General features: G+C 46.7%; 16 protein-coding genes. 8 read left to right on the plus strand and 8 right to left on the minus strand.

Annotated elements, in window-relative coordinates:
* Position 1 precedes the first annotated feature (1 nt).
* Positions 2 to 1,063, plus strand: coding sequence for a dual-specificity RNA methyltransferase RlmN (gene rlmN, locus ACYVEA_RS15415; RefSeq protein WP_461114336.1), 1,062 nt, complete (start codon positions 2 to 4; stop codon positions 1,061 to 1,063).
* A gap of 129 nt (positions 1,064 to 1,192) precedes the next feature.
* Entirely contained in the window at positions 1,193 to 2,614 is a 1,422-nt protein-coding gene (locus ACYVEA_RS15420) for an inorganic phosphate transporter (RefSeq protein ID WP_461114337.1), read from the plus strand.
* A 39-nt stretch (positions 2,615 to 2,653) separates the two neighbouring features.
* Here ACYVEA_RS15420 and ACYVEA_RS15425 read toward each other — a convergent pair whose 3' ends face one another.
* Positions 2,654 to 3,466 carry a lysophospholipid acyltransferase family protein gene (locus tag ACYVEA_RS15425; protein ID WP_461114338.1) on the minus strand — a complete coding sequence of 271 codons (813 nt, stop codon included), beginning with the start codon at positions 3,464 to 3,466 and terminating at the stop codon, positions 2,654 to 2,656.
* A 290-nt stretch (positions 3,467 to 3,756) separates the two neighbouring features.
* Between ACYVEA_RS15425 and ACYVEA_RS15430 the strand changes: the two genes are divergently transcribed.
* Both ACYVEA_RS15430 and ACYVEA_RS15435 read left to right on the plus strand, forming a co-directional pair.
* Positions 3,757 to 4,449, plus strand: a complete 693-nt coding sequence (locus ACYVEA_RS15430) for a porin family protein (RefSeq protein ID WP_461114339.1) — start codon at positions 3,757 to 3,759, stop codon at positions 4,447 to 4,449.
* Between the two features lie 1,146 nt (positions 4,450 to 5,595).
* Positions 5,596 to 6,627, plus strand: a complete 1,032-nt coding sequence (locus ACYVEA_RS15435; protein ID WP_461114340.1) for a fatty acid desaturase — start codon at positions 5,596 to 5,598, stop codon at positions 6,625 to 6,627.
* An 89-nt stretch (positions 6,628 to 6,716) separates the two neighbouring features.
* Here ACYVEA_RS15435 and ACYVEA_RS15440 read toward each other — a convergent pair whose 3' ends face one another.
* The 3 genes from ACYVEA_RS15440 to ACYVEA_RS15450 all read right to left on the minus strand — a co-directional run bounded on the left by ACYVEA_RS15440 (position 6,717) and on the right by ACYVEA_RS15450 (position 10,156).
* Complete coding sequence (locus ACYVEA_RS15440; protein WP_461114341.1) at positions 6,717 to 7,049, minus strand: low molecular weight protein tyrosine phosphatase family protein; 333 nt, start codon at positions 7,047 to 7,049, stop codon at positions 6,717 to 6,719.
* A 58-nt stretch (positions 7,050 to 7,107) separates the two neighbouring features.
* Complete coding sequence (locus ACYVEA_RS15445; RefSeq protein WP_461114342.1) at positions 7,108 to 9,213, minus strand: protein-disulfide reductase DsbD family protein; 2,106 nt, start codon at positions 9,211 to 9,213, stop codon at positions 7,108 to 7,110.
* A gap of 109 nt (positions 9,214 to 9,322) precedes the next feature.
* Complete coding sequence (locus tag ACYVEA_RS15450) at positions 9,323 to 10,156, minus strand: phytanoyl-CoA dioxygenase family protein (protein ID WP_461114343.1); 834 nt, start codon at positions 10,154 to 10,156, stop codon at positions 9,323 to 9,325.
* A 167-nt stretch (positions 10,157 to 10,323) separates the two neighbouring features.
* Here ACYVEA_RS15450 and ACYVEA_RS15455 point away from each other — a divergent pair, with 167 nt between their 5' ends.
* Positions 10,324 to 11,196 (plus strand): AraC family transcriptional regulator, encoded by an 873-nt coding sequence (locus ACYVEA_RS15455; RefSeq protein ID WP_461114344.1) that lies wholly within the window; start codon positions 10,324 to 10,326, stop codon positions 11,194 to 11,196.
* A gap of 57 nt (positions 11,197 to 11,253) precedes the next feature.
* On the opposite strand, the gene ACYVEA_RS15460 is transcribed toward ACYVEA_RS15455, so the two are convergent.
* A complete protein-coding gene (locus tag ACYVEA_RS15460) occupies positions 11,254 to 11,550 on the minus strand; it encodes a hypothetical protein (protein WP_461114345.1) in 297 nt (98 codons plus the stop codon).
* A gap of 284 nt (positions 11,551 to 11,834) precedes the next feature.
* Here ACYVEA_RS15460 and ACYVEA_RS15465 point away from each other — a divergent pair, with 284 nt between their 5' ends.
* From ACYVEA_RS15465 to ACYVEA_RS15475, 3 genes are all read left to right on the plus strand, one after another.
* Complete coding sequence (locus ACYVEA_RS15465) at positions 11,835 to 13,124, plus strand: serine hydroxymethyltransferase (protein WP_461114346.1); 1,290 nt, start codon at positions 11,835 to 11,837, stop codon at positions 13,122 to 13,124.
* Positions 13,125 to 13,234: 110 nt separating this feature from the next.
* Complete coding sequence (gene tatC, locus ACYVEA_RS15470; protein ID WP_461114347.1) at positions 13,235 to 14,095, plus strand: twin-arginine translocase subunit TatC; 861 nt, start codon at positions 13,235 to 13,237, stop codon at positions 14,093 to 14,095.
* Between the two features lie 80 nt (positions 14,096 to 14,175).
* On the plus strand, positions 14,176 to 14,394 hold the full coding sequence (locus ACYVEA_RS15475; RefSeq protein ID WP_461114348.1) for a hypothetical protein: 219 nt from the start codon (positions 14,176 to 14,178) through the stop codon (positions 14,392 to 14,394).
* A 5-nt stretch (positions 14,395 to 14,399) separates the two neighbouring features.
* On the opposite strand, the gene ACYVEA_RS15480 is transcribed toward ACYVEA_RS15475, so the two are convergent.
* The 3 genes from ACYVEA_RS15480 to ACYVEA_RS15490 form a co-directional block, all read right to left on the minus strand.
* On the minus strand, positions 14,400 to 15,749 hold the full coding sequence (locus tag ACYVEA_RS15480) for a DUF58 domain-containing protein (RefSeq protein WP_461114349.1): 1,350 nt from the start codon (positions 15,747 to 15,749) through the stop codon (positions 14,400 to 14,402).
* The gene (locus tag ACYVEA_RS15485) at positions 15,746 to 16,720 is read right to left on the minus strand and encodes an AAA family ATPase (RefSeq protein WP_461114350.1); all 975 of its coding nucleotides are present in this window, start codon (positions 16,718 to 16,720) and stop codon (positions 15,746 to 15,748) included. Before ACYVEA_RS15485 ends, ACYVEA_RS15480 begins: the two co-directional genes overlap by 4 nt.
* Before the next feature lie 123 nt (positions 16,721 to 16,843).
* Complete coding sequence (locus ACYVEA_RS15490; protein ID WP_461114351.1) at positions 16,844 to 18,028, minus strand: DUF4350 domain-containing protein; 1,185 nt, start codon at positions 18,026 to 18,028, stop codon at positions 16,844 to 16,846.
* Positions 18,029 to 18,112 lie beyond the last annotated feature (84 nt).

The following is an 18,112-nucleotide window of genomic DNA, read 5'->3' on the forward strand; positions in this document are numbered from 1 at the left end:
AATGAAACAAGATATCCGAAAATTTTCGGCTCCGCAATTAAAAGACTGGTTTACACAGCATAACGAACAGGGGTTTCGAGCTAAACAGGTCCATGAATGGCTCTGGAAGAAATCAGCGCAGTCGTTTGAACAAATGACGAACCTGTCGCTGTCGACCCGTGACTTGCTGAACACACACTTCGAAATTCGACCGCTGACCGTTGATCAGCAGCAACGTAGCAGCGATGGTACTATTAAATCGTCGTTCCGTTTGTTTGATGGGAATTTAGTGGAAGGTGTCCTGATTCCGGCCCTTCGCAATGATGACCGTGGCGACGGACCGTCAGACCGTATGACCGCCTGTGTATCGAGCCAGGTAGGCTGTTCGTTGACGTGTAAATTCTGCGCAACGGGCTACATGGATCGAAAACGAAACCTCGATGCGGCTGAGATCTACGACCAGGTAGTAGTCATCGACCGGCAGGCGAAAGAGCATTACGACGTACCGCTCTCGAACATTGTCTATATGGGGATGGGTGAGCCGTTGCTAAACTACAAAAACGTACTGGAATCGGTTGATCGCATCACCTCGCCGGATGGCCTGGGCATGTCGCCGAAGCGTATTACGGTTTCGACCGCGGGTATTGCCAAGATGATCCGACAACTTGGTGACGACGACGTGAAGTTCAATCTGGCCCTGTCGCTTCACGCAGCCAATGACCTGAAGCGGGACCAGATTATGCCTATCAACGAAAGCAATACGTTGGAGGTGCTGGGCGATGCACTGAGCTATTTTTATAAGAAAACAGGCACGCGTATCACGTTCGAGTACATTCTCTTCTACAATTTTAACGATACGTTGCAGGATGCGCAGGAACTCTGGAAATTTACCAAACGTGTTCCTGCCAAGGTAAATATCATTGAATACAACCCCATAGCGGAAGCTAATTTCAAAAATACAGATCCTAAAACACTGGATAAATTCGCTGATTTTCTAAATAGCAAAGGCGTAATCGTGAATGTTCGTCGGAGTCGCGGTAAAGATATTGATGCTGCCTGCGGGCAATTAGCAGGGAAAAAGTAACGTAGCCGGAAAGACATGCTACGTGTCTTAACAATTTGGTAATATCGCTCTGCCCGGTTTGACGTACTTTTGTGGCAATCATTGGCTTACGGACCCACCGTTTGCTTCATCACCGACGATACATCAGTTATGTTTGGATTAGAAACGGATGTTTTTATCCTCTTGTTTATCAGCCTCTTCGCTGCCTGCGCCTTTGAATTTGTTAATGGATTCCACGATACGGCCAATGCCGTTGCAACAGTTATATACACCAATTCGCTGAAGCCAACGTATGCAGTTGTGTGGTCGGGCATCTGCAATTTCACGGGTGTATTGCTGGGTGGCATTGGGGTTGCGATGGGTATTGTGAACCTCCTGCCGGTTGAGTTACTCGTAGATCAAAACGTTTATCATAGTGTGGCGATGGTGATGGCGTTGCTGCTCAGCGCCATTATCTGGAATCTTGGCACCTGGTATTTTGGTTTACCCAGCTCCAGTTCGCATACACTTATTGGCTCCATTCTGGGCGTGGGCCTCGCCTTTGCAACCATGCCGGACAATAAAACGGGAGCCGCTGTAAACTGGGAAAAAGCTATTGAAACCGGCTATGCCCTTTTGCTCTCTCCATTGTTGGGTTTCAGTTTGGCCATTGTTTTGATGTTTGTGCTACGTCGTTCTGTGCCCGACGATGTAAAAGACGCTCTATTCAAAGAACCAAAGAAGAACAGCCTCCCTCCCTCCTGGATTCGGGGTATATTAATTGCTACCTGCTCACTGGTCAGTTTCTTTCACGGCAGTAATGATGGACAGAAAGGTGTTGGTCTGATTATGCTGATTCTGATCGGTATTGTGCCGTATCACTTCGCGGTGCAAACCAATCTTGATCCCCGTTTAATGCAAACGAACATTGGCGGTATCGAACAAACCATTGCCGCGCTGGATTCGAACAATCTTTCGCCTGCCAATCGCGCTCGGCTAGGCCAGACACGTACTGAATTAACTGAACTAAAGGCGTTAGTAAACGGTCCGCTCGTGGACAATAAAATTCCGAACGAAAAACGCCTGGACGTTCGAAAGGATTTGTTGCTCATTAACAGCAATATGAAAAAAATTGCTGAAGACGAAGGAGCGAATCTTAGCGCAAACCAGTTGTCGGCCCTGAACAAAAACCTGGGTGAAGAAAGTGGTCTACGTCGTTTTACGGACTATGCACCCTTATGGGTTATCCTGATGATTGCCATATCATTAGGGCTTGGCACCATGATTGGCTGGCGCCGGATTGTAGTAACGGTTGGTGAAAAAATTGGTAAGCAACATTTGACGTACGCACAGGGCGCTTCGGCTGAATTAGTGGCCGCCATGATGATCGGTTTAGCGTCGGCTTTAAAGTTACCTGTTAGTACGACACATGTATTGTCGTCGGGTATTGCGGGCAGTATGGTTGCCAATAAAGGCGTTAAAAACCTTCAGGCCGGTACCGTTCGGAACATCGCGCTTGCCTGGGTACTAACTTTGCCTGTTTCGGTGCTGCTGTCTTTTACACTTTATATTTTCTTCCGCTGGGTATTGTAGCTTGGACGGCCACGTCCGGGTAATTAACCGGCATCGTAACTAACCTTGCTCCTGTGCCCATTCGGGCGCATCCTGCTCAATGGCGTGGCGGACTTTGGCAACAATGTCATCAACCGTTTCGTCTGGGTCAATCTGGAGCGGTGCTTTAAACTGGACTGTTAACAACGTATTACGTTTCTTAAAACGCAGCCCTTTCTTGTCGAAGGCTCGGCGAAAACCATTGATAACCACTGGTATAACAATTGGGTCAATGTTCTTGATGAGGTGCCCCGTTCCCTTCCGAACAGGCGCATAAGGCGTAGTAGTACCCTGTGGGAAACTGACAACCCAGCCATGCGCCAATGCTTTCGCAATTTTGTCATTAGCCGACGTATCGACTGAGCGCTGCACTTCCCGCCCTTCGGCCCGCCAGGATCGTTCAATGGTTAAGGCACCACCAGCCGCAAATACACGGGGCACAATCCCTTTTTTCATTGTTTCTGAAGCCGCTACGTAGTATTGCCGAGCCCGAGGTCCAAGTAAATAGACCGGGGGCACCATCGTATTCTGGAACCCCCACTTTACCGCACAGAAAATGTGGAAAAAGGCAATAACATCAGCAAAATAGGTTTGGTGATTCGAGAGAAACAATACGTTATTGATCGGCAAATTTTCCAGGTTTTCAGTACCCGTAATTTCAATGCGGTTCACAACCGTGTATCGGGCATACGTCAGCCAGCCTACCAAGCCAATTATTAGCCGCCTGAATAACAGCGAATTGCCAAATGGATCGCACTCAAATAGGCCAAGCAGGTCCAGCGGCATCAGAAAATTAGGCAGATAACTGAACTTAGTTGGTTTAACGTATTTCATCGTTAAGTTAAGGGTAGTCGGTAATGAGTAAAGTTACAATGCCATTACAATGTTTTCAAGAAAAAGTACAACCAACTGATTGCCAGGCGAAACTGCTTCCTTTCGCTTGTCGGTCCAGTCTCTGTTTGTGAAGACGTCTAAATTTTTTTCTCCTCTGATTAATCCTTACGGATACTACGCTCTCTAACCAACAAATTCGCTGATAAGAAACTCGATTTGCCTATTGCAAACACTTTACACAATCAAGTTCAGGTTCACATTTTATTAATCATTTTTTATCCTTCAAGACCATGAAACGAATTGTGCTTGCCAGTGTTTTTGCCTTCTTTGGCTTATTAATTTCGCAACTATCATATGCTCAGGTTCAGGTAGGCATTCGGGGTGGGGCCAACTGGGGCTTTGCTTCTAAACCTGAGTACCTTGGAAGCTTAACGCCTTCTTTCCATTCGACAGCCGGACCAACGGGGGCTATTTTCTTAGATATTCCACTGAGTGACCGCGTATCGTTTCGTCCCGAATTTGCTTATGTCCAGAAAGGGGTTGCTATCAAGCAAAACCTTGATCTGAACCTGGGTGGATTCAATCTGCCACTTGGGGCAACGGTTGCCTACCAATCACAGAATCTAGAAATCCCGTTGCTATTTAAAGTTAATCTGAGCGAAGGTGCCGTGCAACCTTACCTGATTGCTGGACCAGCAGTTAGTTATGCGCTCGACGGTCGTATCCGTACCCGTGCTTCGGCTCTATTTACAACGCAACCCTTTGATGTAGATGTTAACTACGGGGGCATGTTGAGTCGCTGGGATGTTGGAGCCGTTGGTGGACTGGGGTTAGCAATGGATGCCGGGGCTGGTAAGTTTTTTATCGAAGGCCGCTATACGCATGGCTTCACGCGCCAGATACAAGTGCCTATTGTCAATGTAAATGTGCGGAATCGCGGAGTGGCCTTCTCACTAGGCTATTCGTTTCCAATCAGCTTCTAAATCTTCAATTTCACCATTCACTACATAAGACTCATTCCGTTTTTTATTGAATCAACCTGAATTTAGTAAAGGTGGGGCTAATTGGCTCCACTTTTCTTGTTAAACCAAAGGTGTCTTAAAATCAGGAAGTTCAGGTTATATAAGTGACTTTGTTTACGACTTGACTTGCTTTATCAGGTTGATGTAATACCTAAAGGTTATTTATGCTAGTTTCCATTGCCTCTTGATTTGCTGTATTTCAGCCAGCAGCCTGTCAGCTCTGTATTCGCAAGCCATAATGCGCTCTTCAAAAGGAACACACCTGTTATGTGCATCCTGATTTTTCTTGATGGTTTTCCTTATTCTTTCTTCCGTAAGTTGATGAAAGGTTAAAGGTTTCGCAGGCCCTACCGTCCATAGCTCGACTTGGATAATAAGGATTTCCCATAACATTCATTTTTGCTCCCCATAAGTCTTTGTTGAGTCATTTTGTTGCCTTACGGATCACCAAACTAACGATCCGTAAGCTCACTGTTTGGGTTCTATTGGTAACTATGGAATCTGTATACAGGTAGATGTTGCATCACATAAACGTGTTTGAATGGGTGTAAACAGTCGTTATCTAATTAGATGACGACTGTTTTGACAACTGGTCATACTGTATAGCAATGGACTTTCTACGTGCGCTTGTCAAGCCAACGAATAACAGCAATTAGGTAGAGGAAGGCGCCGTTAGTAGGAATCAATAAGAGAGAACCTATATTTAATTTAGAGGGAATGTTCAATGAATAGTATCACCTCTTCATATCTTCTGACAGAGTTTGACTCGCTCTTCAAACAAAATAGTCAATTTTTGTAGCCAGCAATCGATCCACGTCTGTCGACTCGCTGCCTCCTGCCAACACGTTGGCAATGGCGGTTTGACGAAAGGCTTATTGTAGAAGCCGTTTTTCTTCCATTTCATACAAGTATCAAATTAGTAAAGCATAAGTTGATACCCTTTACTGAACACTCCCTTCTGCCAGCTTTTTGCTTATTATTATGCTCACTCAGCCTGAAAAAAGAGCTTTCCAATTAATAGAGGTATATTGTAGGAAATGTGTTAATTTTACTCTTCGTATTCACCGAACTGCGCGGGCGGCCCCGTTGTTCCGGCGACACTCATCTATGGCAACATTAACTAATTTTGTTCACTCGAACGCTTCTGAACCGCATCGGATTCGCACCCGACAAATCCTGAAGTCTCACCCCGAAATTAAAAAACTGATTGGGCAGAAAAACCCCACTACGTTTTGGGTTATTCTGGGTTGCGTTACGCTCATGACAGGCCTGGCCTACCTTGTTCGCGACCAATCGTGGTGGATTGTGGTGGCAACTGCGTGGTTTATTGGCGCATTTCCGGCCCATACACTGTTCGTTTGCATTCATGAAGCAGCACACAATTTGATTTTCCGTAAACCAGGGGCCAACATGTGGGCGGCTATTTTTGCCAATCTTCCAACGATTTTTCCAACGGCGCTGACGTTCAAAAATTTTCATATCAAGCACCATGCGTTTCAGGGTGTTCATGAGTTAGATGCTGATTTGCCAGACTGGTATGAAGCCAAGCTTATCAAAAACTATTCGATTGGAAAGGCCATCTGGTTGTTGTTCTATCCTATTTTTCAAGGTATTCGTACCCTGCGGATGAAAGAGTTAGCTGTTTTTGATAAATGGGTAATTGCTAATTTTATTGTTCAGATTACGTTTGATGTGCTGATTGTAACCTTATTTGGCTGGAAGGCGCTGGTATTTTTGGTGCTGTGTCTATTCTTCTCGGTTGGACTCCACCCATTAGGTGCCCGCTGGGCTCAGGAGCACTTCCTGACGCTCGATCCTGAACAGGAAACCTACAGCTATTATGGCCCGCTTAACGGCCCGAATCTGAACGTAGGCTTCCACAATGAGCACCATGATTTTCCATCCATTCCCTGGAATAAGCTACCAGAAATTAAGAAATCGGCTCCTGAGTATTACGAGTCGCTGAAATACCATACATCGTTTGTGAAGCTATTTTTTCTCTTTCTGTTCGATCAGGAGATATCGCTTTACTCGCGCATCGTTCGCAAGGAGCGTGGCCGTGTTCCTGTTTCTGATCAATCGAAACCCGATATGGAATTGGTACAGGCAGAATCGGTCCGTGCCAAAGCAGTTGCCTAGCCTACAGAATTTATCAGTTAATAAAAAATCCTCGCCAAAGTCTGGTGGGGATTTTTTGTTAATGGTAAATGGTAAACGCTACACGATTATTATTGCTCTGATATACACAGATAAGGAGAAACGGATGATTTAATGGATTCAATCAATTCTTCATCCATGTATCGGTAGTCATCAGGGATGTTAAGGACGACACGTTGTTTACTTGGAATGGCGTCGGAAAGCTTGTCAGCGATACGTTGTTTATGTCGCTTTTCCATCACAAAAATCAGATCAGCCCAGTCTATAAGTTTGACCGTTAGCTTGATTCGGGCCGATGGTTCTGTTCCCGCTGACTTCGCTGTATGACTGGGATGGTTCTTATAAATTGCTTCTGCTGTTGGACTACGCCATTGATTTCTACTATAAACAAAAAGTAAGTTCACCCGATTTATGTTGTGTTAACTAGGCTCGAAATATATCATCCCTGTTGCCTGAAATGCCCTAGAATTTTGCCTTCCCCGACTCCAGAAAGGCCACGAAGTGCGCTATGTCGCGATCATAATTTTTGGGTGCCACGAGCAACTTGCCATCACTGTTAACCAGACAATAATGCGGTTGAGCATTGTTATTGAACTTCGTAATCTGTAGATCGGCGTTTTGGGCACCGATGCTCTTTTTAACTTTCTGATCGTAGGTTGAGGTATACCAGTCGGCTTCTGGCAGTTCGGTCTTGTCGTCTACATACAAAGCCAAGATCACGAAATCGTTTTGCAGACGCGATAGCACAGCTGGGTCGGACCAGACGCGCGCTTCCATCTCACGACAATTCACGCAACCGTGGCCAGTGAAGTCAATAAATACGGGTTTATTGACTTTCTTCGCATACGCCAGCCCCTGTTTGTAATCGAAGAAGCCCTGTAAGCCATGCGGTAGCTTAAAGAGGTTTGCGTACTTTGGTGTTTCTGACAACGTAGTGGCTGGTGTGGCTAAAACCGTTGACCGACTGTAGAGATTGAAATCCTGAGAGGTTTCCGGAGGCAGATAACCCGATAGTGCCTTTAAAGGTGCTCCCCAGAGACCCGGAATCATATAAACGACAAAGGAGAACGTAGCAATTGCTAGTAACAGCTTTTGAACACTGATAAACTTGGTTTCGCTGTCATGTGGCAACCGAAGTTTTCCTAAGAAGTAGAAGCCAATCAGCGCAAAAATGACAATCCAGACGGATAAGAACACTTCACGATCAAGTAAGCCCCAATGGTAAACCTGATCAGCGATACTCAGAAATTTCAACGCTAGGGCTAATTCAATGAAACCCAGCACAACCTTTACCGAGTTGAGCCAGCCACCCGAACGGGGAAGGTTTTTCAGCCATTGCGGAAAAGCCGCGAATAATGTAAAAGGAATTGCAAAAGCCGACGAAAAAGCGGCCATGCCCAGAATTGGCTTCACTACTTCGCCACCCGCTGAGGCCACGAGCAGACTACCGACAATCGGACCTGTGCAGGAGAATGACACCAGCACGAGCGTGAAAGCCATAAAGAAAATACCTAGAACGCCACCCTGTTCGGATTTCGCATCGGCTTGGTTAATAAGCGAGTTCGGCAATACAATCTCGAAAAGCCCTAGAAATGAAAGGCCAAAGACAAAGAAGATGGCGAAAAACAGGAGGTTTGGAAGCCAGTGTGTGCTAACAAAATTGGCGAAGGCTGGACCGTTAAAACGGGATACAACCGTACCAATCAATACATAGATACCGATGATAAACGCACCGTATAGCAACGCCTTCCAAAATCCACCCTGCTGATTAGTAAAAAAACTGACTGTTGCTGGAATGATTGGAAATACGCAGGGAGTAAGCAGGGCAACCAGCCCTGATAGGAAAGCGGCTAGCATAAAACTCCATAATGAACCGCCTGCTGCAGTGCCGTTTTCATTTAGCGCTAAGTTGTTCTTTCTAACGTCTTCTACAATAGCGGCATCAGATGCTGTAGTCGCTTCTGTTGCACTTACTGCGCTGGCTTGGGTTGTAGCCAGAGTGACCGATTCAGAAGAGGGCAACGTAGTAACCGAAGTCGTTTTAGGCGTTGAAGCTACGGCTGTAGCCGTAGTAGCTTGTGGTAGCGTTGCCGTAGAAGTGGCCTTGAGCGCTACTGAAAATTCAGCTTCGGCAGGCGGTAAACACACACCCTCTTTGGTAGAACAAGATTGATATTCGGCTGTACCTGAGAAAGTTACGTCTGGTTTTAGGATTTTGATTTTTTGAATGAAAATGGCTTTATTTTCAAACTGGCGAACTTTTGCCCCCCAAACTTCTTCAAAAACCTCTTTAACACCCTCCGGTGTCGGTTTGCCCACGAGTGAATACGTATCAGATGGAGAAAACTTAAAAGATGTTGGGATTGGTCCAATAGTAGGATCAAGGTCGTTGGAGTAAATATGCCAGCTATCGTCAATACCGGCTTGAATCTGAACGCTGACAATGTCGCCAACTTTAGCCGGTTGTTTATCTGCTTTGGCTGACCAATGAGTCGGGTCTTTACGAATCTGCGCCGTTGCGCTTAGAGTAACGAATAACCACGCAATAAGCGCGAATAATGACTTCATACCGCTTTGGGTAAGTGATGGTTTGGTTGAACAACAGAAATACCGCCAAAATATTTCCATTTTTATCGACCGAATCAACAAACAGTTTCCCCAAAGCGGTTTTGTCTTATCAATAGCTGAACAAAATCGGGTTTAGCTCATCCTGTGGTTTGCTGCCAACGGGAACATTGTTGAGCCATTTGGCGTGATCGGCCACCTGATATTTGTTGCGGGGCTGTATGATAATCTGGTCCTTATCCATATAAATCATTGTCATTACCCCGCGGGGGCGATCGGATACGTTCGGCCCCGCGCGGTGGAATGTCCAGCCCGCGTGATAACTTACTTCGCCCAAATCAAAGGGTGCGTCATAGACGGTAAAGTTTTGCTTTCGCAATTCGTCGGCCAGAATTTTCTCACTCTCATCGCTGATTTCCAGATCACGGCCGATTTCAACGCGCTGACTCCCTTCGGCAAAAGCCAGTGGCCCCATTTCCATGGGCGTTTCCTGCAATGGAATCCAGACCGTAACCGTATTGGGTGATGCCAACGGCCAGTAAAACTGGTCGGCGTGCCAGGGCGTAATGCCGCCCGACGGTTCTTTATATAAGGCCTGATCGTGATAAATACGTACCCCCTGAACGCCCATCAGGTCGGTGGCGATTTTAGCTAGTCGCTTCGAGAAAACGAATTCTTTCGCTTCCGGATCTTCCAGCCATAAGTTCATAATTTGCAGAAAAGCACGCTCATAAGTCGTCCGCTCTTCCATTGGCTTGATGATCGTATTAAGCCGAAAAACTAAATCGGTAATAATAGCGCCGTAGTAATCAAGAACGGCTTGACTTAATACGTGCTTGAGTTTTACATATCCATGCTGCTGGTAGAATGCAATCGCTTCCGGGCTGACCGAGTAGGGCAGATCTAATTCGTTCAGTAAGGTTGATTTGTCAATTGTGGTTTCCATCAGTGAAAAAGACTAGGGGTTTGCATCGCTCATTATGACGTAGCGAGTAAGACAAAATTAACGGGTTTTGTAAACTGATAACTGACCTCTTTTTACTGATTTATGTGCAATTTTGACTACTACTAACCCGATTGGCTAGCCGATACGTTAAAATAACGCACTATATCTTGAAAGCGCTCTTCGAAAAGATAACCTTCAGTGAGCAAAGTTCGCTACTGGTTCGACGGTTTCAGCTATCGTATTTTGACGCACCCTGGCATTACCATCCTGAGTACGAACTGACCTATATTGTTAAAAGCTATGGGCGTCGGTTTGTGGGCGATCATGTCGAGGCATTTCAGGCAGGGGATCTGGTATTATTAGGGCCGGATTTATCTCATTTCTGGCGAAATGACGACGATTTTTATACTGGTAACGCAGCACAACAGGCTGAATCCATTGTTATTCAATTTCCAGCTTCGTTTGATCAGCGCGTGTTAGCCGCCGTACCCGAGGCTGGTTCGATACGTCACTTGCTGGAACGTGCCCGTTATGGACTGCGCTTTAGTTCGACTACCTGCCAGTCGCTAGCAGCGTTAATTAAGCAGTTACTGGAGCAACAGGGATTGCCGCAGTTGCTTGGGTTTTTGAATCTATTGAACCAGCTAGCTGCCGATTCGGGTGCAAAAATGCTGGCTAGTAAGGGCTATCAACTGGCTCCTGGTAGGGATGAAACCGAGCGCATGAAGCGGATGCTGGAGTTCATGCTGACTCATTTCCGGGATGAAATTCGGATAGAGACCATTGCGTCAGTGGCCAGTATGGCTCCGGCTGCCTTCTGTTGGTATTTTAAGAAGCGTACTCGGAAATCTTTTATTGAGTACCTTAATGAACTACGTATTAGTCATGCTCGTAAGTTACTTACCGATGTTAATCTGAGCATTGGGCAGGTAGGCGCAGAAAGCGGATTTGTCAATAATTCGCATTTTCATCGGCAATTCAAGCTGCATACTGGCATGACGCCTTTGCAGTATCAGATAGCGACGAAAGGGAAAGGATAGCCTAAAAAAATAAGGCCACTATCAACTGATAGTGGCCCTTCAGAATTCACGTATCAATTAACGCCAATGTCCTTCAACCCAGACAGGACCACGGCGGGATTGGCGCCATTGACCCGGAACCCAGGCTGAGTAACGCGCTGGGGTAACCTGATAAAACCCATTGACCCACATATAATTACGTCCCCGGCGAACGTAGTGTCCCGGAATCCACACGTGTCGGGTCGATGGCGCTCTTGGAATAACTTCAACGCGGGCTGGTGGAGGGCCTTGGGTTACGGATGTCGCTGTGCAGGCTGAAAATAAAGCTGGGAAAAGAAGGCCCAGAAAGATGAATACTTTTACTTGACTTTTCATCGCGTTATTAAGTTTATGTCTGATCCACAACACGGGCATCATCTTCGGTCTGTGTCATGTCTTAATAAGATTGGGTTTTAAGTCGATGGTTTAAGATACTGTAGTAAGGGGGCCTTAAAAATTGTTTATAGCGGGTGTGTTTTATCCTATTGTTTCATCGCTAAAATCTTCTCTATCCTACCGTTTTCTACCGTACATTTGTAGTATAATAGGTTGGCTATTTGTCTGTTCGAAAATGCGCTAGCCAGCCACTGAAACAACCGATTGCACTAACCGCTCGTAGTATGACGACCGCCACCACCACCCGCGATACGCAGGTATTTGATCTGATTGCCAAAGAAAAACACCGGCAGGAGTCAGGTATTGAACTGATTGCTTCCGAAAATTTTGTATCGCCCGCCGTTATGGAAGCGGCTGGTAGTGTCCTGACCAACAAATACGCCGAAGGCCTGCCTGGCAAACGGTATTATGGTGGCTGCGAAGTAGTCGATCAGGTAGAACAGATTGCTATTGACCGTGCCAAAGAGCTTTTCGGGGCTAGTTGGGTCAACGTGCAGCCTCACTCGGGTGCCAATGCAAATACGGCTGTATTTGTAGCCTGCCTACATCCGGGTGATACCATCCTGGGTTTCGACCTTTCGCACGGTGGTCACCTGACGCATGGGTCGTCAGTAAATATTTCAGGTAAATATTTCCGCCCAACATTTTATGGCGTTGAACGGGAAACGGGGGTTATTAACTACGATGTTGTTGAAGAGACGGCGAAACGTGAGCGCCCAAAAATGCTTATTTGTGGCGCTTCGGCCTATAGCCGTGACTGGGATTATGCCCGCCTTCGCGCTATTGCCGATGAAGTTGGGGCGCTTCTGCTCGCTGACGTATCGCACCCGGCTGGTTTGATTGCCAAAGGCTTGTTGAATGACCCGCTCGCTCATGCCCACATCGTGACGACTACGACGCATAAAACACTGCGGGGTACGCGTGGTGGTATTATCATGATGCGGAACGACTTCGAGAATCCATTCGGGATTAAAACGCCAAAAGGAGAAACGCGTCTGATGTCATCGTTGCTGGATTCTGGGGTGTTCCCGGGTACGCAGGGCGGGCCACTGGAACATATTATTGCGGCTAAAGCGGTTGCGTTTGGCGAAGCGCTGACCGACGATTTTTACGACTATGCTGTACAGGTGAAAGCCAACGCGCAGGCAATGGCGAATGCATTCCTGAGCCGGGGCTATCAAATTATTTCAGGTGGCACAGATAACCACCTGATGCTGATCGACCTTCGTTCTAAAGGACTGACGGGTAAATTAGCTGAGAATACTCTTATAAAGGCGGATATTACGATCAACAAGAACATGGTTCCGTTCGACGATAAGTCGCCAATGGTAACGTCGGGCATCCGTGTTGGAACGGCTGCTATGACAACGCGCGGATTGAAAGAATCGGACATGGAGCAAATTGTCGTATATATCGACAAGGTGCTGATGAGCCATGACGATGCTGCTACGTTAGCGACCGTAAAAGAAGAAATTAATGAGTGGATGAAAGCGTTTCCTCTCTATAAAAGTTAATTGTGAATGGCGAATGAGTGAATGAGCGAATAGCTATTCACAGGAAACTAATTCACATAGTTAGATTCTTATTCACTCATTCAGCCAAACACTCATTCGCTAATTGAACAATGCCACTAGATCAAGTAACTGACGAAGAGATACTGTCCGAAGAAGGCAAGGAAATGTCCTTTCTGGACCATTTGGAAGAACTCCGCTGGCACATTATTCGGGCTGTTGGGGCAATTTTCGTATTTGCCATCGCTGCCTTTATTTTCATTGAAGATATTTTCAGAGTGGTGGTTATGGGCCCCAAAAACCCCGACTTCTGGACGTACCGGATGATGTGCAAACTGGCTGATATGACAGGGTATGCCGATTTATGCGTCAAGAAACTCAATTTTGAATTACAGTCTCTGGGCGTGTCGGATCAGTTTACCATGGCCATGACTTCGTCGGCTATTATTGGTCTTTGTTTCGCATTCCCCTATGCCTTCTGGGAGTTATGGCGGTTCATTAAACCGGGGCTCAGATCCGTTGAAAAAGAGGCTGCCCGAGGAGCCGTTTTCTTTGTCTCGATGCTGTTTCTGTTAGGGCTTCTTTTTGGCTATTTTATCGTTTCTCCGCTGGCGATCAACTTTCTGGCAAACTATCAGATTACGCCTGAAATCAAGAACCAGTTCGATATTACGTCGTACATCGGTATTCTGGTAACGCTCTCGCTGGGTTGCGCGCTGATCTTTCAGATGCCGATGATCGCCTACGTATTATCGAAAGTGGGCGTACTGACCCCTGCATTCATGCGCTCTTATCGCAAACACGCCTGGATCGTGATTTTGATTGTGGCAGGGATTATTACTCCTTCGCCGGACATCTACAGCCAGGTACTGGTGGCTCTACCCTTAACACTCCTTTACGAAGTAAGTATTATCGTATCGGCTCGAATCGAAAAACAGCGCTTGAAAGAGCACCAGGAGTTGATGAAATCGTAAACGTTTAATTTTTATAAGCTGGACGTTAGTTGTTGGAAATTTTTCAACAGCTAACGTCCAGTCTCTTTACTGGAATACCAATGCAATACGATTTTAGAAAATACCACTATAAATCCATTAATGCAGTCACCGACGAGGAACGGGCTGCCATCAATCAGGAATTGAAAGAGCTATATGCGTCTTTACCTGATACGGAAAAAGAAGACTTCAATCGCCAGTTGCAAGTATTCCTGGCGAAAGAAATGGGACGGCTCAAGTCTGATTATGAGTCCGTAAAAGGTGGCCTTGGCGATAATTGACGACCTCAAATCATGCCACGGGCTTTCAGCTCTAAATACTTATTAATGGTATTAGCCGTCAGATTCTGTGGAGCGGTTAGAATGGTTTGGATGCCGTATTGAGTTAACTCCTTCACAATCTGTTTCTTCTCGAAGGAAAACTTCTCACCAATCGTTTTGAGATAAATCTGTTCCGTGTCTGTTGCTGGCTGGTCGAGCAAACTGCGAAGTTCTGTATTCTCGAAGAAGATGATCAATAGTAAGTGATCTTTCGCGAGCCGACGAAGGTAGGGTAACTGCCGGTGCATAGCGCTCACGGTCTCAAAGTTGGTGAATAACAAGAGCAAACTCCGTTGGCGAGTATTCGACCGAACGGTGGCGTACAAACTCTCATAGTCCGTTTCCAAAAAGCGGGTTTTCTGCCGGTACAGAACTTCCAGAATTTTGAGCATGTGGCCTGACCGGCGTTCGGCGGGCACGATTTGGCCAACATGATCGGAGAAGGTCAGGATACCCGCTCGGTCCTGTTTCATAAGCGCAATGTTGCTCAATACCAAGCTGGCGTTAATGGCGTAGTCGAGCAATGTCAGTCCATCAAACGGCGACTGCATAACCCGTCCTTTATCAATCAGGCAATAAACAGGTTGCGAGCGCTCATCCTGATAGGCATTAATCATGAGCGTTGTGCCTCTTGGATCAGTTCGCCGGGAGGTAGCTTTCCAGTTAATTGTACGAACATCATCGCCAGTGGCGTAGGGGCGTACCTGTTCAAACTCCATGCTGTGCCCAATACGACGCATTCGTTTCACGCCCACTTCGTTCAGGCGATTGGTAGCAGCCAGCAATTCATAGTGTCGCATCTGCAAAAACGATGGATAAACCGCCACAGTTTTACCCTGCTCAAACTGGTAACGCCGTTTAAGCAAGCCTAAGGGCGTCATAACAAATACGTTAATGGCTCCGAAACTGTATTCCCCTCTCCGAGTGGGTCGAAGTTCATACCGTAGCACCTGCGTTTCGCGCGGGTTCAGTTTAGCCTGAAACAATACGTTACGTCGTTGGAACTGGAACGGAATTTCATCGATTACATCGACAGCGGCCCGAAATGTGTACCGGTTTTCCAGATAAATTGACAGCGGGTTTTCGTCGCCATTCGATAGACGGTCTGGCAGTTCGCGCCGGGCGAAAAAGGCACCGGATTTAACGCGAAAGAGTAGCCAGGCATCCAGGAAAATCAAAAACATAAAAACCAGAAAGACAACCTGTGCCAGCGCAAACAGAATTGGGAAAGCGTAGGCCGTTACGAACAGCAGTACGATAGCCAGTAAGACAAGCCAGAGCCGAGTGGCTACGAAGAAGGGACGGATAAATTTCATCGTGGCACCTCAACCTTCTGCACTAATTGCGCAACGATATCATCGGCCGTGCTGCCTTCCATCTCGCGTTCGGGCGTAAGCAGCACCCGATGGCGCAATACGGGAGCCGCTAGTTCCTGAACGTCTTCGGGCGTAATGAAATCGCGCCCCCGCAACGTAGCAAGGGCTTTGGCGCTGTTTAGTAAGGCTACCGATGCGCGGGGTGATGCACCAAGATAAAGTGATTTATTCGCGCGTGTCCCCTGCACAACCTGAGCGATATAGTCGAACAACTTGTCTTCTACATGCACCTGATGCACCTGCCTACGTAAGGTAGCTAACTGGTCGGCGGTGAGTATTTCATGAACCGCATCGAGTGCATCGGCGAGGTTTCTGCGCTGATGGTGGCCACGAAGAATGTCTATCTCTTCAGTTGCCGATGGATAGCCGACCACGATTTTGAAAAGAAACCGGTCTAATTGCGCTTCGGGCAGTCGATACGTCCCTTCCTGTTCGATCGGGTTTTGGGTGGCCAGCACCATAAATGGTTCGGCGAGATAATACGTAGTGCCGTCGTTCGTCACCTGCCGCTCTTCCATGACTTCAAACAAGGCAGCCTGGGTTTTGGCCGGAGCCCGGTTGATTTCGTCGATCAGAACCAGATTGGAGAAAATGGGCCCTTGCCGGAATGAGAAATCACCGGTTTTGGGTATAAAAACAGACGTTCCCAATACGTCGGACGGCATCAGGTCGGGGGTAAATTGAATCCGGCTAAAGCCCACCGACATTGTTTTGGCCAGCAGCTTGGCCGTCAATGTTTTAGCGACACCCGGCACGCCTTCAATCAGGACGTGTCCATCGGCAAGCAAGGCTGTCAACAACAAATCGATCGTATTTTGCTGGCCAACAATGACTTTACCAACTTCAGCGCGAATGGCATCGACAGTGGACGTGAGAGTCGTAAGGTCTAATCGAGTTTCAAAATTTTCCATAAAGAATGTCTGACCGCGCGGGCGGCCCTGCCAGGATTCCACCGATTTATGGATTAATCTGATTTTGTTCTAGACTTTCGTTGAACGCAAATCCTGTAAATCCCTAAATCAGTGGAAGCCCGGTCAGAGGGCTTGTTTAAATCGTTCCATGGCCCTGGTTAGGGTCAATAAATCATATTCCGATAGCAAAGTGCTTTTCTGAGCGTTGCGAAGAAGTCGCACTAATTCATCCGTTTCATCGCTTGGCGTACCACTTTTTCGGCTTAACGTTTCCATAAACTCCCTGTCCAGTACGGTTGTGTTTAGTCCATACTGGTCGCGGATGTCAGCCAGGAAATACTGAATTTTCTTGCGGGCCAGGTTATCGTGGTTACCCTGCTGAAAGTACATTTGACCAACGGTCTTTACAAAATCCAGCGAAGTATTTTTAGGGGGCTCAATCACCGGGATGATACGTTGTGTACGTTTTCCAGCAAAGATTGCGTAAAAAAGCAGTCCAAATGCCACCAGGTAATACGCCCAGTTCAAAGCGGGTTGCGAACGAATATACCGGAAAACCGACTGCTGATCCTTATCGAAGCGCCCCTGATTCTGGTATTCGTCCCAGTAGGTCGGCAGAACCGGCAAATAGGAGAGTGCTTTAAATGCATAGTCCGACGTCTTCTTATCCAGAACGTAGTAATTTGTGAAGGCTAAGGGCAAATTGTGAATAAAAAATTGTCCTTTTCCGTACCGTACCCGGATGAAAGTCGGTTCATTTCGGACATTTCGGCCTAGTACCGTTATGTGCTGTGACTTCCTGATGCTTAGAAAATTACGTCCATCGTCGTGGAAGAAGTTGTAGCCACCCGCCTTCTTTAACTGAGGGTTCACAAAATTCTGACGTAGCGTTGAATCCGCTTTGAGTGGGTCTTTCTCGTCGGCTTTGAAACCTAATAGCGTACTTAGTGAATCAGGCAGTACGTAAGTAGAAATAAAGACATTATTCCCACGACTGACATAAGCCAACAGTTTCTTTAGATCGTTGCCATCAGTATTGAAATCATGGCACACGAACATATAATTGCTACGTGTTGGCAGCTTTGTTTCTGTCAGAAAATTATAGACCGGCAAGCGAACCGTCTTGATGGGTGCCCCTTGCCATATGTCAGGCATTAACTCAAACAACGCCTGTGTTCCGAACGGAATTTTGTCGTCATTCTGATACGTTGGTTCCCAGTTAATTGGCCTCGGTCGATAATACTCATAGAGCACGTAAGCTACTACCGTAGTAAGCAGGATAAAGAGATATTTGTTAGGCTTCAGCAAGGACAGTTATGAATAGGCAAGCATTCTGACAGCCAAGGTCAGGGGCAACGAATCAGACAGATTTTACTCATCGAGTTTCTCTCT

The organism is Spirosoma jeollabukense (genome assembly GCF_054777855.1).